This window comes from Microvirga ossetica, assembly GCF_002741015.1.
Classification (GTDB): Bacteria; Pseudomonadota; Alphaproteobacteria; order Rhizobiales; family Beijerinckiaceae; genus Microvirga; species Microvirga ossetica.
The window spans coordinates 3,019,603-3,033,419 of sequence record NZ_CP016616.1 but is presented as its reverse complement, the minus strand read 5'-3'; the positions used below and the strand labels follow the sequence as shown (position 1 = coordinate 3,033,419).

The 13,817-nt window shown below is 57.8% G+C and carries 10 protein-coding genes and 1 pseudogene; 2 read left to right on the top strand and 9 right to left on the bottom strand.

What is annotated here, in order from left to right:
- Positions 1 to 3: 3 nt before the first annotated feature.
- The 5 genes from BB934_RS14375 to BB934_RS14360 all read right to left on the bottom strand — a co-directional run bounded on the left by BB934_RS14375 (position 4) and on the right by BB934_RS14360 (position 5,543).
- Positions 4 to 423, bottom strand: a complete 420-nt coding sequence (locus BB934_RS14375; RefSeq protein ID WP_237049975.1) for a 2OG-Fe(II) oxygenase — start codon at positions 421 to 423, stop codon at positions 4 to 6.
- Between the two features lie 494 nt (positions 424 to 917).
- Complete coding sequence (locus BB934_RS47090) at positions 918 to 2,936, bottom strand: hypothetical protein (RefSeq protein ID WP_157934176.1); 2,019 nt, start codon at positions 2,934 to 2,936, stop codon at positions 918 to 920.
- A 32-nt stretch (positions 2,937 to 2,968) separates the two neighbouring features.
- Positions 2,969 to 4,033 (bottom strand): TniB family NTP-binding protein, encoded by a 1,065-nt coding sequence (locus tag BB934_RS14370; RefSeq protein ID WP_099510235.1) that lies wholly within the window; start codon positions 4,031 to 4,033, stop codon positions 2,969 to 2,971.
- Positions 4,034 to 4,042: 9 nt separating this feature from the next.
- Positions 4,043 to 4,807 carry a hypothetical protein gene (locus BB934_RS14365; RefSeq protein WP_157934175.1) on the bottom strand — a complete coding sequence of 255 codons (765 nt, stop codon included), beginning with the start codon at positions 4,805 to 4,807 and terminating at the stop codon, positions 4,043 to 4,045.
- Between the two features lie 265 nt (positions 4,808 to 5,072).
- Positions 5,073 to 5,543, bottom strand: coding sequence for a hypothetical protein (locus BB934_RS14360; RefSeq protein WP_099510233.1), 471 nt, complete (start codon positions 5,541 to 5,543; stop codon positions 5,073 to 5,075).
- 14 nt (positions 5,544 to 5,557) lie between these two features.
- Between BB934_RS14360 and BB934_RS14355 the strand changes: the two are divergent.
- A pseudogene (locus BB934_RS14355) lies at positions 5,558 to 6,409 on the top strand (ISNCY family transposase); the annotation flags it as partial.
- Positions 6,410 to 6,746: 337 nt separating this feature from the next.
- Here BB934_RS14355 and BB934_RS14350 read toward each other — a convergent pair.
- Complete coding sequence (locus BB934_RS14350; protein WP_099508970.1) at positions 6,747 to 8,201, bottom strand: IS4 family transposase; 1,455 nt, start codon at positions 8,199 to 8,201, stop codon at positions 6,747 to 6,749.
- 213 nt (positions 8,202 to 8,414) lie between these two features.
- Between BB934_RS14350 and BB934_RS14345 the strand changes: the two genes are divergently transcribed.
- Positions 8,415 to 9,641 (top strand): IS701 family transposase, encoded by a 1,227-nt coding sequence (locus tag BB934_RS14345; protein WP_099510232.1) that lies wholly within the window; start codon positions 8,415 to 8,417, stop codon positions 9,639 to 9,641.
- On the opposite strand, the gene BB934_RS14340 is transcribed toward BB934_RS14345, so the two are convergent.
- The 3 genes from BB934_RS14340 to ltrA form a co-directional block, all read right to left on the bottom strand.
- Complete coding sequence (locus BB934_RS14340; RefSeq protein ID WP_099510231.1) at positions 9,591 to 10,037, bottom strand: hypothetical protein; 447 nt, start codon at positions 10,035 to 10,037, stop codon at positions 9,591 to 9,593. The two genes, BB934_RS14345 and BB934_RS14340, sit on opposite strands and share 51 nt — an antisense overlap.
- Before the next feature lie 198 nt (positions 10,038 to 10,235).
- Positions 10,236 to 11,348 carry a DUF805 domain-containing protein gene (locus tag BB934_RS14335; RefSeq protein ID WP_099510230.1) on the bottom strand — a complete coding sequence of 371 codons (1,113 nt, stop codon included), beginning with the start codon at positions 11,346 to 11,348 and terminating at the stop codon, positions 10,236 to 10,238.
- Between the two features lie 593 nt (positions 11,349 to 11,941).
- Positions 11,942 to 13,225 (bottom strand): group II intron reverse transcriptase/maturase, encoded by a 1,284-nt coding sequence (gene ltrA, locus BB934_RS14325; RefSeq protein WP_237049974.1) that lies wholly within the window; start codon positions 13,223 to 13,225, stop codon positions 11,942 to 11,944.
- Positions 13,226 to 13,817: the final 592 nt, after the last annotated feature.

Here is a 13,817-nt window from a genome sequence, read left to right as displayed (position 1 = left end):
GGCTCAAGCCCTGTATGCGCCCACGCCCTCGCCGAGATTGGAATTGTTCGCCTCGCGCACCTTCGCCGCCTCCTCGTCATAGAGGAAGGGCAGGAAGGCGAAGCGGCGCCCCTCCGTGACCTTGGACACCGCGTGGAGAAGCGGGCAGGAGAACACCACGGCCCCACCGGCCGGAGCCTTGTAGCTGCGGGGGCCGTATTCCGGGAAGCTGACCTCGCCGCCCGCGAATTCGCTGTTGAGGTTGATCGATACCGCGAAGCGGCGATGGGCCGTGCCGCTCGTCGTGTTGTCGCGATGGGCGCGGAAATGCCCGCCGTCTTCCGCTGCGTAACAGGAGACGATGTAGCGCTCCATGCGCGAGGGCTTGAAGAAATGCACCCGCTCGATTTCCGGATTGATGCGGCGGATGATGCGGTGCTGCACCTGCCTGATCAGGCTTGCATCGGTGATCGTATAATGCTTGCGCCTCTTGTTGTGGGCTTGCGGAATAATTGCGTCGCCTTTCCTAAAAACCTCTTTGCTTTACAGAGACTTATTTTCTTGCAAGTTGCGCAATTGTGAGTCTCGCTTGCTTAAAAGTTGCGTCGTTTATGTAGGTAAGGCGCAATAGCTGCACCGATTGCCCCCGAGTGACATAGGTTTCTTCCACAGCTTATCAAGCTTTGGTTGAGAGTTGCAGATACACTAACTTATAGTTGGGTTGATGTTCGTTTGGCGTTACAGGCCGGCTACCTGATATCCATTAGGTATGGCTCATCGACCCAGCCGGAATATTGCCGAGCTAAACTCAGCTGCGTCGACTGTCGTACGAGGGATCGCTCAACATAACCGCACATTGGCTGGATTCCGGCTACACTTCGTGGGTTATCGAAATGAATAGTCTCAATTTCCGCTTAGAGAGTTCGATAGCGAATCCGCTATTGGCCCTTTTGGGACCGTTTAATGATCCTCAGACGACACACTAAATCGCGCATTTCACTATATTTTGCTTCGAATTCGCTCCGACACATCAAATATGTTCTGTGACGTGGGAGAGTGACAGCGGCGCTCAGTCCTACCAACCGTATGTACTTCCAGACATCCCTAGCCCCCAAACCGAACCGCGCACGTATTTCTGCTGCAGTAATATATTTCTTTGATATGTATTCGAAATCTTCGAGGCGAATCTCCGCATATGTTCGCGGCAAAACAATCTCTACATTCAATTTTGTTAAAAGTTCCCGGAGCGCAGAATCTTTCATCCGCATGCATGTTGCGGCATATCTAACGAGAATATGAGCCTCGTTCGTAGCATGTGCTTTCAAGAGAAAATTCCGCGCCTCGGCCATATCGATGCGGAATCGGCGATGGATACTATTCCGCGATCGATCTACACCTAGGACCGATATTTTCCCCTCTGCCATTGCTGTCAATATAATGAAAAGTCGATTGTCGACACGACAACCACGTGTCGCGTAAGCTAGGCAAACTCCAGTATTGCCAGTGCTTTGTGACTGGCAAGCTTCGATCCGAGCTAAAAATTCGTCGATGCTGCTCTTACTAAGATATGGACAGGCGTGGAACACGCTCCGAGGACCTTCTACATAAGATAAGAAACCGGCCCCAACTAATTGTTTTAGACATTGAGCTGTAATACCGTAAGTCGTTCGTGCGTCTTCTATTGATATCATGTCGTACTGTTGCTTTATGATCTCCTCAAGTGGTCTCTCATTATATAAAACTGGAAGACCTGGACGGCCTTCTCGCGCTATCAAGTCCGGATATTCTCGAAGCCTGTTCAATGCTGGCTTGCTTACGTTGTACCGCATCGAAGCCGTCCGGCAGGTAATTGTGCCTGGCGCTGAGACCCGAATCTGTCGCTTATTATTTCTGCTGAGAGGTAAATCAGGCCGTAGGTCGAAATAGTGTCGCAACTCACAATGGAAGATTTTCCGTACTCTCTTGGTGAAACCCTTTCCAGGTCGGTGGCGTAGAAGCGGTCCAAGATGCTTTTTGAATCCATGCTCCCCAGGGCGCATGGACGCAAACGAACCACAATGATCTGCGAGGTCATAAAACGACCTCGGCCATCCGAGTAGCACATCCAATCCGCTTGCCAGTTCTCGCGCCGTCCACGAGTCGAAGTTGCCGAGAACAATCGAGGTGTACCTTTTTCTAATCTGATCACTGTGCGGATCTGAAGAAATAAGGCCGAAGAAGACGGACAGGTCTAGAAGCTCCGCACCTGAAAGATTGGCCAACTCAGACGGGAGCCTAGCTTTTGCAGCTGCCCAAGTACTCTCACTCGGCGAATAGATCTCCGCGAAAAACTGTAGCTTACAAACATCCTCAGCATCCACATGCGTTGACGCAGCGTCACGCATGTCGAAACAGCAACTTGGGTTGCCACACCTCGTAAGCGATGTCACATCCCACTTGAGTGGTCGTCCGCACGGGCAGTAATCAACATAGAGCTCGCCGGTTTCCAAGCAGCACGGTATCGCTTGAATATCCCAAATTGCTCGATGATAGGGCTTGATATTCCATGCGGCAGGAGCGAAGCGCCGGGCGCGTCCAGCGGAGACAAAGCGCCTCGGCACACAGTCATGGAAGAACTTGACCCAATTGACCTTGTCACCCTTTCTACTAACGGGCAGATGCAGCCTGTGCTCAATATCCGTCGTTGTGACTCCAAGCAGCGTGGCGAGCGGTGCGGGATCGAACTTGACGAATGGGACCTTAGAAAATCTTCTGGTCTGGGTTGGTAGTCCTGCCATTCCCAACACCAACCCTATCCTTCCTCGACCATTATCAAGGCCAGCTCGCGCAATCCCGCCAAGAAAGCTTTCGTCGGATTCGAAGTCTGCCCTTACCGCAAAGTTTCGCGGCGGCAACTCTGACAGAACATCGAACTCTTCGTCACCACCGATTGTGTCAAACAAATCGTCCTCTTCCATCTGGCAGACCCTCGTTAAACCAAATCCACTCATCAAATCCGTGCTGAGCGAGACGTTAGATTAAGTTTACTACGCCGCTCCTCCTCATAACGTTCAAGAACAATCTCGAATGACTCGTCATCAAGCCAAATTTCGGTACTCCTTGGGATATTTCCCCGGAACGGATTTGTTCCTGCACGTTTCATCAACAACGATAGCCGATCAAACACACGCTCGAAGTGATGGAGGTGTATTCTTGAATCACCATTCAATATCGCTAACTTTGAGGTCGCGTGAATTAGCTTCGCCTCGAAACCTGGCCAGCCCTGACTGGCAAGTAGGATGCGAGTAGCGAACTCCTTATTTGCGAGATTGCTGCACTCGCGGAGTGCACCACAGGCCACAATCTCCTTATCCCAATTCGCAAGATAGCCACGGTTGTCTTCAAAATCCTTTGGGTCATCGGCATGAAATGACCGCATTTCAAAAACCGGATCATCCAACCGCCCGGGCAGCTGATCATTTAAAACGAACAGGCGCATGACTCGCTCTGTTCCCGCGAGCACAAAAGCGCAGCCGAGATCATTGATTTGCTGCTTTATCCAGTCCCCCGACTCATGATTAACTTTATCATTCTCTCGATTGATCAGGTGCTGCAATTCGTCGAATATAATGACCCTAATTTTCTGCCTAGCAACGAGTTCATAAATGCGACGAAGCCTCTCTTTCTCGGTGCCTTGCGTCGGATCAGGATCCCCAAGCGCTGTGAGCATCGCGGCAGCAAGATCATTTACTAGAGGTTTCGCAGGGGTTGGAACAAATAGCACTGGGCGAATAATGCTTCGACCTTCTCTGATTGGCGGGTTCAAGGCGACGAAGAGCTTTAGAATTGTCGTCTTTCCAGCTCGTGTAGGTGCGGCCAAAAGAAGAGCGGTCTGTTCTGCTGAGCCACCGCTGGACGCCATCAAAAACTCCAACTGGTCAAGCACTTCGTCAACGCGCGTGTTCATTATAATTAGCGCCTTGATCCGTCTGTGCTTCTCAGCCTGATCAATGATGACCTTACTTCGCTCAGCGCGATGCGCCCGTAGTGCATCTACATTCAACCCGGCCAACATCCCGATCTCCTATGTTCGTGACAGATGCGGTGCACTATATTTCGATAAAAGGAGGTCAATATCGTCATCAGGCTGCTCGGCTTGTGACACCGATGACGTGTCGTGTCTCACTATGTCGTCTGTTGGTGTGGCAACCTTCTTCTTGCGAGGTAACTTCGGTGGATGCCGGCCAAACCCATTCATCGTCTTGGTCGGCTCATCGACGATTGGCTGCAGCTCGTCTGCGTTCGAGTCCGGCAAGCGACCTTCATGCGAGTTCTTGTAGAGTGCGTCAGGATCAGTATCCTCCGCATTTACAAAATCTAACTTCAACCAATCAGCCTCCGTGTCGACAACGCGGTTTAGAGCAACCAATCCCACATTGCCTTTGCCGCCAATATTCAATCTACGGGCGATCGTCGAATTGGTTGATACCTTGTTTTTTCGATTGAGAAGGCTTGCCATTAACGTGTCGCGAATCTCCTTCTTCGCGATTAGCCAACGCTCTCGATCAGCAAGATCGTAATTGCAGCAGCGCATATACTTGACGAGGTTTTGATGCTCCCAAAGCGAAAGACCTTCGATCAACTCGGGGGCAAGGCACGGCAACTGAACTCTCCGCCCCTCTGGGGTGTCTATGATCACCGACTTCAGGTTAGACGGATCGACTGTGATGATCACTTTGATTTTAGTCTTTCCGACGCCGTCAAGGACATCAAAGACTCTCTGCCCGTGGGAGAATCGCAAATACTGGAAATGCACCCCTGCGCTCGTCAGTGTGCGACTGAATTTCATCCCGAGGACGCTAAGATCGCTCGCCTTTCGCGGCATACTAGGGTGGTTTTGTCGAATCCCGCTCTCGTAGATTTCTCCGGGCCTCCCTGTGATGCCTTTGTGCGTCTTGCGTGGATAAACTTCGATGGCCCATTTGTGGAATAGGAAGTTAAATTGACTGTGCGATATTTCAGCCTCAGCGACGGGATTGCGGTCTTGCTTTGTAAGCTTCCTTGCATCGCCTTTAGTTGCACCGGGGAGCAGCTCTAAGCTCGACTTTGGCCAATCAGGCGGCTTGGCAGAGCGCGTAAACCAAGCCTCGTTGAAGGGCGTGTGAGGGTTTCGACATTTTGTGTCGGTAGCGTGATGTGAATAAACCCATCTCGCTCCAGATCTGACGCCGCACGGCCGCCAGGGCATCCGCGAAAGTCGGATGAGACTTGCGATACCAGCTGTCGATCCAAACAGCGGTTCGGGAGCGCTGACCGAGTTGCGCGGCCAGCAGAGTCACGATTGAGAACAGTCCGAGCAAGCAGGGCGTGGTGCGGGCGACGGCCTGATCCGACCATTGCCGCTGGGTCTCTACGCCCAGATGTGCACGCGCCTCCTGGAAGGTGACCTCGATCTGCCAGCGCAGGATGAACCAGCGGATGATCTGCAGCGGATCGCGCGTGGGATCGGTGCACAGCAGGGCTTGGGGCGAGAACCGACCGAGAGGATCACGCAGCACGACCCAGCGGATCGGCACGATGGGCATTCCGCCATGGCGCCACCGAGCACTACTGGTTCGAGGATCGCGGCCCACCCTGCACGCTTCTGGTCTACATTGACGATGCCACCAGCCGGCTGATGCACCTGAAGTTCGTCGAGACCGAGTCGACCTTTGATTATTTCCGATCGACCCGGGAGTACCTGGAGGCCTACGGCAAGCCGGTGGCGTTCTACTCCGACAAGCATGCCGTCTTCCGCGTCAACGGCAAAGGAGCGGTGGGCGGTGACGGCATGACCCAGTTCGGGCGAGCCCTGCATCAGCTCAACATCGACATCATCTGCGCCAATGCTCCGCAAGCCAAAGGCCGCGTCGAGCGCGCCAACGGCACCTTGCAGGACCGCCTGGTCAAGGAGATGCGCCTGGCTGGGATCTCGACCCTTGAGGCGGGCAATGCCTTCCTGCCGGCATTCATGGCGGACTTCAACCGCCGCTTTGCCAAGGCGCCCTACAGCGACAAGGACCTGCATCGCCCGCTCAGCGAGGACGATGAGCTGGATGACGTGTTCGCCTGGCGGGAGGAGCGGACGGTCTCGCGCAATCTGACCCTGCAGTACGACCAGGTGCTGTTCATTCTCGAGCCGAACGCGATCACGCTGTCCCTCGCCCGCCAGCGGGTGACCGTCTACGACTATCCGGATGGGCGCTTTGCCATCAAGCACAAGGGCCTGGAGCTGCCCTACAGGCCCTTTGACCGCCGTCAGCAGGTGGATCAGGCGGCGGTCGTCGAGAACAAGCGGCTGGGCCCGGTTCTGGCCTATATCGCCGAGCGGCAGAAGGAGCTCGACATGAGCCGGAGCAACAGCGCCCCGCGGCGGCGCGGCCAAGGCAAGAGCCTGTTCAAGGTGGGTTGAGCTCTCAGCAGTCACTCCCCGGAGGTGACATCTCTAATGAGGACAATCAGAGACTTGTCTAACGAGTTCTGACATTGTGTGAGCCGCCGCTCACACCTTAGCTCGACTTTGGCCATTTCTGGCGGGTGATGTGGGAGCGCAGGGCGGCGAAGCGAACGATGCGGTAGACTGGCAGCGTTTCCGCCAAGAGACACCACCATGCCGGACCTGCCCGCCCGCTTCGCCGCGATCATTGTAGCGTTTGCCCCGCTCTTTCGCCACCGAACCTGGCGTCATGCCGAGGTCCTGCTCGTCGGAGCCATCCTGGCACCCGGTAAGCGCACCGTGACCCTTTCAATTACCCATAGATTTGCGCCCCAATCCTAGCGCCGAGTTCGATATCCATCAGGCGGGATAGTCCTCTCCACATGACGGTGTTTCCTGGCGGAGGATCATGGCCACGGGCAAGGTAGCCGCCCATGCGGGCGATCTTAGTTAAATAGTAGGCGAGCGTCTTGCTCCGCAGCAGCACCTGGCCCTTGTCTCGCACCAGCTCGTCGAGCAGGTCCATTTCCAAGTCCGTCAAGGCCAGCCGCGGCGGCACGTCCGGAACAACACGATTGAGCATCGTCATCCAGAAGATCCGCCAGCTCAGGATGCAGTAGATGCTGAGCAGGTTCACCAGGCGCTCGGCCGTTCTCAGCTTGGTCTCCTCCGCTCGGCACCCGGACTTGAGGATCTTGTGGAACAGCTCGACCTTCCAGCGCATGGCGTACCAGTCGAGCATCTGGATCGCGTCCGCGCGGGATCGTACCGGCAGATCCGTGATCAGCTTCCAGTCGATCCGCGCCCGGTCTTTGGGTGGATGACGCTCCTGTGCGTGGATCACCGTCAGGCTCAGGGCTGGATAGCGCTTCTGCTTGCCGATCGGAGGCAGGATGTGGATCCGGCGGTATTTGAGCTCTACGGTGGCAAGGCTCACATCGCCTTTCGGGCTGCGAACTTCGACCTGATGCCGTCCTTTGACCTTCACCTCTGCCATCTCGTCCGCGATGGTGTGCTGGCCATCGCCCGCCAACCGATCCACGCAGGTTCGGACCAGGAAGTGCGTGCTCAGAGCCTGAGCCGTGCAGAAGAACTCGTCGATGTCGTTCTCCCGGTCGCCGATATGGATGCAGCGCTCAGGAGCACCGAACAGCGCCACGGACTGCCTCATGCACTCCAGCCAGCGGATACTCTCCTTCTGATCGATGGGCACCCGGGTCGGGTTGATCTTGCGTTTGAGCGTCCGGGCGCCCTTGAACTGAGGCCTCGTCCAAAACTTGATCGCCGAAAGCCCCAGCGGCAGCCCATCCGCGGTCACAGCCAGGCAAGAGTGCATGAGCAGCCCGCAGACCGTGTGCATCCTGGAGCGACCTTCCTTGTCCCGGCCGCTGTTGACCCGGCGGGTCGCACCAATCCGTTCAGGCTGTGCTCTTTCGTAGGACAGTTCGGTTGTGTCCTGAATGACCAAGATAGGGCCACCGAAGGCGGCAAAGCGGGTTCGGGTGGCTTGGAAATGGCCCTGAAGGATCTCATGGTCGGAAACTTTGGGATTGGACAGGAAGCGGTAGGCCGCTTTGGTGTTAGCCCAATCCTGGCAGGCCAGCGGAAGGCTGCCGCCAATGGCACCGGCCATGTGGGTCAGGAGCTTGCGCAGGCGCTGGCCGAGACGATTGTCCCGAAAGCGGCACCCAGCGAGTTCCTGATCGACCCAGGAAATAACATTGGCTGCCTCTCCCAGAGGATGCGTCGGAAGAGACGTCTTTGTCATGGCCCAGCTCCCGCGCCGCCTCGTGGGAGCGAATAGGAGGCCGTCCGGCGTATGCCCGGCGCGCAGAGATCAGCGAGATCACGGGAAAGCCGAGACAGAGCCCTGTCCATGGGACACCTCTCACAGATGAGGAGATGCTCACCAAGGAATCACGCTTGGTGCTGGTCAGGCAAGCACTGCTGCTAAGTCAGAAATGTGGGTAATTGAAAGACCGTGACCAGCATCTTGCGTATCACCGGCCTCAGTCGCGAGCGCCACTTCGTCAACTATCATCGCGTGCTCAGTCGGGCTCGCTGGAGCACACGCGAGGCGGCCCGGCTGTTGCTGGGCCTGCTGATCCAGGCCTTTGCCCCAACCGGTCCGGTGATCCTCGGCCTGGATGACACCATTGAGCGCCGCCGCGGCAAGCGCATCAAAGCCAAGGGCATCTACCGCGATCCGGTGCGCTCCTCCGATGCTCATTTCGTCAAGGCCTCGGGCCTGCGGTGGATCAACCTCATGCTCCTGGCTCCCATTCCATGGGCAGCTCGCACCTGGGCCCTGCCGTTCCTCACTGCCCTGGCACCCTCCGAGCGGTATTGCCGTGAGCGGGGGCAGCGGCACAAAAAGCTGACCGACTGGGCGCGTCAGATGATGCTGCAGGTCAGGCGGTGGTTGCCTGAGCGCGAATTGGTGCTGGTGGCCGATATGGGCTTTGCCGCCCTGGAACTGCTGGCAGCGCTGTCTCGCCGCGGCGTGATCTGTATTACCCGGCTTCGCCTGGATGCCGCCCTCTACGAGCCGGCTTCACGGCGCCGGCCGGGGACGAAGGGCCGTCCGCGCACCAAAGGAGCTCGGTTGCCGAACCTTTCCGATGTGTTGCTCCGGACGAGCACGCGCTGGCGCCGCGTCACGGTGCCTGGCTGGTATGGCGAAGGAGATCGCGTGGTCGAGTTCTGCTCGGCCACGGCCGTGTGGCGCCATGGCGGAATGCCCATCGTGCCGATCCGCTGGGTCGTGCTGCGTGATCCTCTCGGTCGGTTCTCGCCCCAAGCCCTGCTGTGCACCGATCCCACGCGCGATCCGCTGCAGATCATCCGCTGGTTCATCCTGCGCTGGCAGATCGAGGTCACCTTCCAGGAGGCGCGTGCACATCTGGGCGTAGAGACCCAGCGGCAATGGTCGGATCAGGCCGTCGCCCGCACCACGCCCTGCTTGCTCGGACTGTTCTCAATCGTGACTCTGCTGGCCGCGCAACTCGGTCAGCGCTCCCGAACCGCTGTTTGGATCGACAGCTGGTATCGCAAGTCTCATCCGACTTTCGCGGATGCCCTGGCGGCCGTGCGGCGTCAGATCTGGAGCGAGATGGGTTTATTCACATCACGCTACCGACACAAAATGTCGAAACCCTCACACGCCCTTCAACGAGGCTTGGTTTACGCGCTCTGCCAAGCCGCCTGATTGGCCAAAGTCGAGCTTAGGGACAGTGATAATTAAGCCCCGAACGATTTCTTTCCCTTCAACCGTGATCTTGCAGACCGCGTCGAGCCTCTGGCCGGGCCAGTCTCGTTTTGCCATGAATTGGGCGGTTCGGGCGCTTTCTTCCTTCGTAGGCGGGTAGCACCATGACCATGCATCTTCGAGATAGAAGGGAACTTCCATAGGCGCCCCAAGATAGCGGCGTGTCTCTTTCTCTTCGGGCACATTAACCAAGATGCCGCGAAGCCCGTTTTTGTAAGAAAGGGAAAAGGCACCTTCTGGCATTTCCGGCCGGGTGAGATAGCCCGCCATGTAGGAGTCATAGGCAGTATATCCCCCGAATGCGAGGATCACGATCAACACTATCCATTTCAACATGCTTTGTCTCGGCCCCTTGCCAGATGCGCTTTATAATCAATAACGGGTCTCAGATTGAAGGTCGGATGGGCGCATTAATTGCAGCCGCCGCGCTCCTAGAGGCTCAGAGCAGTTCCCTGAAACATCTTTGCCACTCGAGCCCGATCAGCAGCGGTCTAACAATGGCCCGCTGTTCTTCCTCTTCGGGCGTCATCTCATCTATCCTCGGATCGTGATCTCGACCTTGTCCACTAGAACGCCAAAGGTAGAGGCCAATTCCTCCTTAGCCCGTTGGATCGTCATTGGCTTGGGCTGGGGCTGGGCGTTTTCCACGGCCATGATCATTAGTTGCGGCGGACGCTCGGGCGGAGGGTTCTCCACAGCCATGGTCATTGATGGAGGCTGAGGCGGCTCGTTCTCTACGACGATGGACATTGGTTGAGGTTGGGCCTGGGGCTGAGGGTTATCGCGAGCCATGGTCATTGGTTGGAGCTGAGCGTTCTCTCCCGCCGTGGTCACAGTTGGCGTGATCTGTGGGTTTGAATACGGCGTCGCACGAGCAGCCTGTGCGTCAGCCCCTGGGATGAAAAAGAGGGCAATCGTGGGAGCCACAGTTACATAAAAGCCGATCACCCAAAGGGTAAGGTAAGGCCAGCCGATGTCCCGAAAGCGCTTGATGGTGGCAGCTAACATTACCCACGCAGTAAATGTGCCGGAAATCAGCACAATGGTAAGCGCCACTTCCCATCTCAGACTACTGAAGATGACCGCCCAAGTCACGAAACTCTGCCAAATCGAGGCGATGAGCCACACGGCCGCGTATTCGACACGGACGAACTTGCCGTATGGCGACAGCATGAACGACATTGTTGACGGGCGTTTCGCTGTGCTGTCAGAGAGCCGGCGCGGAGGGCTGTCTCCGGCCGTGGTCACAGATTGAGGGCTCTCGAAGGCCATGGTGAGCACAGGCGGGGCATTCCGCTGTTTCAAATACGCCGCGAGAGGTGTGACTTTGGCGTCAGCCCCCGGAATGAAGAAAAGAACGATGTTGGACACGGGCATCGTAATGATCGCGATGATGGCCCAGAGGATGAGCTCAGGCGAGGCGATGTCTCGGATCCGTTTGATGGTGGCGGCCGCGATTACCCACCATCCAATAAGGGCGATAATCCCCGCCAAGAGCCACGACACGTCAATGCCGATATTCCCGGAGCCGAGCGACAATATTAGAGGGAGCGGACTTACGAAAGTCACACAGAGACAGGCGATGATGCACACGCCCGCGTATTCGACACGTTCGAGCTTGCCGTAGGGCGATAGGAGGAACGGCATCGTTGAGGGGGCCTTTCGCTGCGGGTTGGGCGAGCGTCCACGCAGGATTGATTAGGACTTCCGTCCCGTCAGTTCTTGCTCGCCGACGCCAAAAAGTTGTTTTCCGCGCGGTCAAGGGATAGCTGCCCGCCCGCGCTGCCCCTCTGTCGCTGCCCCACGCGCGACGTGCGAGGCTCGGCAGTAAAGCGTGAGTATTCGCGGGTGCGGTCGCGGGTACCGCGGTCGCCCCAGTACTGCATAGGTTGCGCAGCGTTCCATAAGGCGCGGCGAAGACTTTCCGAAACCTTCAAATCGCTTTCCATACTGGGCCTTCTGCGAAATTTCGCCTCCTGTACCCAGAACGTCCCCAATTGGCACTTCTCGGAAGAACGCCGAACGTCCGCTCAAGCGTGGAGCAGCAGATTTTCCCAGGGCGCCCGCAATTTCCTGGGATGGTAGAGTCGAGGTGTGGCGCGGTGGCTGTGGGAGCGGCCTATCTGTTTCCGCCGCTTTCGCCTGGCGGTGCCTCATTAGCCGAGCCGTTGCTCCGTTTCCACACCCCGCTCATCGAACCGGACATGCAGATCTCCCGCATCCGGCTCTCGGACAAGACCTCACGCCTTCACCCACGGCACGTCGTGCCCAAGCCGGCTCAGGCGGACGAGCCCGAAGTGCCCGTAAAGATGCGAGAGGGGATAAGCCCCGCCCTTGCGTCGCCTGACCTTATGCTTGGAGCGCAACCACCGGCGCAACCGCACCGCTGTATAGGTGTCGAGCGCCCGGTACGCCGGGTTGACGGTGCCTACTGAGAAGTAGTTCGCCCATCCGCGCAGCGTGCGGTTCAACTTGCCCACCAGCACTGTGGTCTCTTGCCATGTTCCCGCTCGGGCGGTCAGCGCATGGATCTTCTCGACCGCGCGCCGGATGCTCTTCTTCGAGGGCCGTTGCGCCAGGCGGGCCTGGCCGGTTCTCGCCGAATACATCCGTCCGAACGTGTACCCCAGGAAGTCGAACTCGCCTTCCGGCACCTTGCAGATGCGTGTCTTCTCCTCGTTCACCGTCAGCTTCAGCTTGCCCATGATCTCGCGCAGCCGGTGCAAGGCCTCTTCGGCTTTGCCCTTCCTGCACAGGATCACGAGGTCGTCCGCATAGGTCACGATGCGACTGCCGAGGCTGTGCTCCAGCCCGAGCTTCTTCCATCCCAGCACAAACCGGCGCATGTACAGATTGGCCAGCAAGGGTGAGAGGGGTGAGCCCTGCGGGATGCCGCGCCGTTGATCGCGCGCCTCCGTTGTCCGTGTCGTCCGTCCTCGTGTGTCGGTCTCTTCCACGGGGCAGTCCAGCCACCCTCTGATCAAGTGCAGCACGCGCCGATCCACGATCCGGCGCGCCACTGACGTTATCAGCTCGGCATGGGGAATGCTCCCGAAGTAGTCCGCGAGGTCGGCGTCCACGACGTCCGGATGGCCTCGAAACAGCAGCTCTTCCACCTCGATCACCGCCTGCTGGGCATTACGCCCGGTCCGATAGGCATAGAGTTCCGGTGGAAGGTCGGCCTCGAAGATCGGGTCCAGCACCAGCATCGCTGCCGTCATGCAGACTCGATCCCGCACGGTCGAGATGCCCAGCGGCCTGAGTTTGCCGTTGGCCTTCGGAATGAACACGCGTCTGATCGGGTCCGGTCGGTAAGTCTCCTGCCTGAGCGCAAGCGCCAGTTCACCCAGCCACCGCTCGACCCCATATGCCTCGATGTCCGCAAAGTCCTGACCGTCGCCACCCGGTGCGCCCTTGTTCGAGCGGCACTGGGCATAGGCATGCGCCAGGATGTCCTCGCGGCTGATCTTGTCGTACAGGGCGTAAAAGCGATAACCGGCCTCTGCCTTCGCTTTCGCGTGCAACGCCGTCTGCAGTTTCTGAACACTCTTCGGAGTTGATAGGTTGCCCAATCTCCAGGTCCCTCACCACGTCGTGCGTCTGTCTTGAACTGAGGCCCCTTTCCTCCACCGGCATTACCCGGCTTCCAAGGTCCTACGAGCCTCTCCGCCACCCCAGGGCGCCCGGTCTGTCCCTCGCGGGCCTCCGGTTGGTCATCCCTGACCACGTCCTGGGGCTTCCCGTGTTGCGTGCGCTTTCCTTGTGTCCATGCTGCCGCCACTACCCCGGTGCAGCGCCTGGGCGTACTCTTTGCTCATTCACCCAGCCGTATCAGCCTTCCCCGAAAGGGTTGTCGGGTCGGCCTGCACATCGTCCTTTTCGAGGCTTGCTCAGCGTTCACTCACGTTGCGGCCTGCACACTCGCGCGGTCACCAATTCGTGACCCGCTATCCGAAGGCTTCAGCCATTTCGTTACCTCCATGACTGCTCCGGTTGCTTCCGGCTGGAGCTTTTGCCGGGTGGGACTTGCACCCACTGGAAAGCGCCGCCTTGTCACGGCGCACACCCGGTCCAGACCTTCCGAGCGAAAGCTCATGAATGGGCCACCTCAAGCAA

Coding starts and splice junctions, on each gene's coding strand:
- BB934_RS47090 (WP_157934176.1), bottom strand. CDS start 2,936: ATGGAAGAGGACGATTTGTTTGACACAATCGGTGGTGACGAAGAGTTC.
- BB934_RS14370 (WP_099510235.1), bottom strand. CDS start 4,033: ATGTTGGCCGGGTTGAATGTAGATGCACTACGGGCGCATCGCGCTGAG.
- BB934_RS14365 (WP_157934175.1), bottom strand. CDS start 4,807: ATGAAATTCAGTCGCACACTGACGAGCGCAGGGGTGCATTTCCAGTAT.
- BB934_RS14360 (WP_099510233.1), bottom strand. CDS start 5,543: ATGCCCATCGTGCCGATCCGCTGGGTCGTGCTGCGTGATCCTCTCGGT.
- BB934_RS14350 (WP_099508970.1), bottom strand. CDS start 8,201: ATGACAAAGACGTCTCTTCCGACGCATCCTCTGGGAGAGGCAGCCAAT.
- BB934_RS14340 (WP_099510231.1), bottom strand. CDS start 10,037: ATGTTGAAATGGATAGTGTTGATCGTGATCCTCGCATTCGGGGGATAT.
- BB934_RS14335 (WP_099510230.1), bottom strand. CDS start 11,348: ATGCCGTTCCTCCTATCGCCCTACGGCAAGCTCGAACGTGTCGAATAC.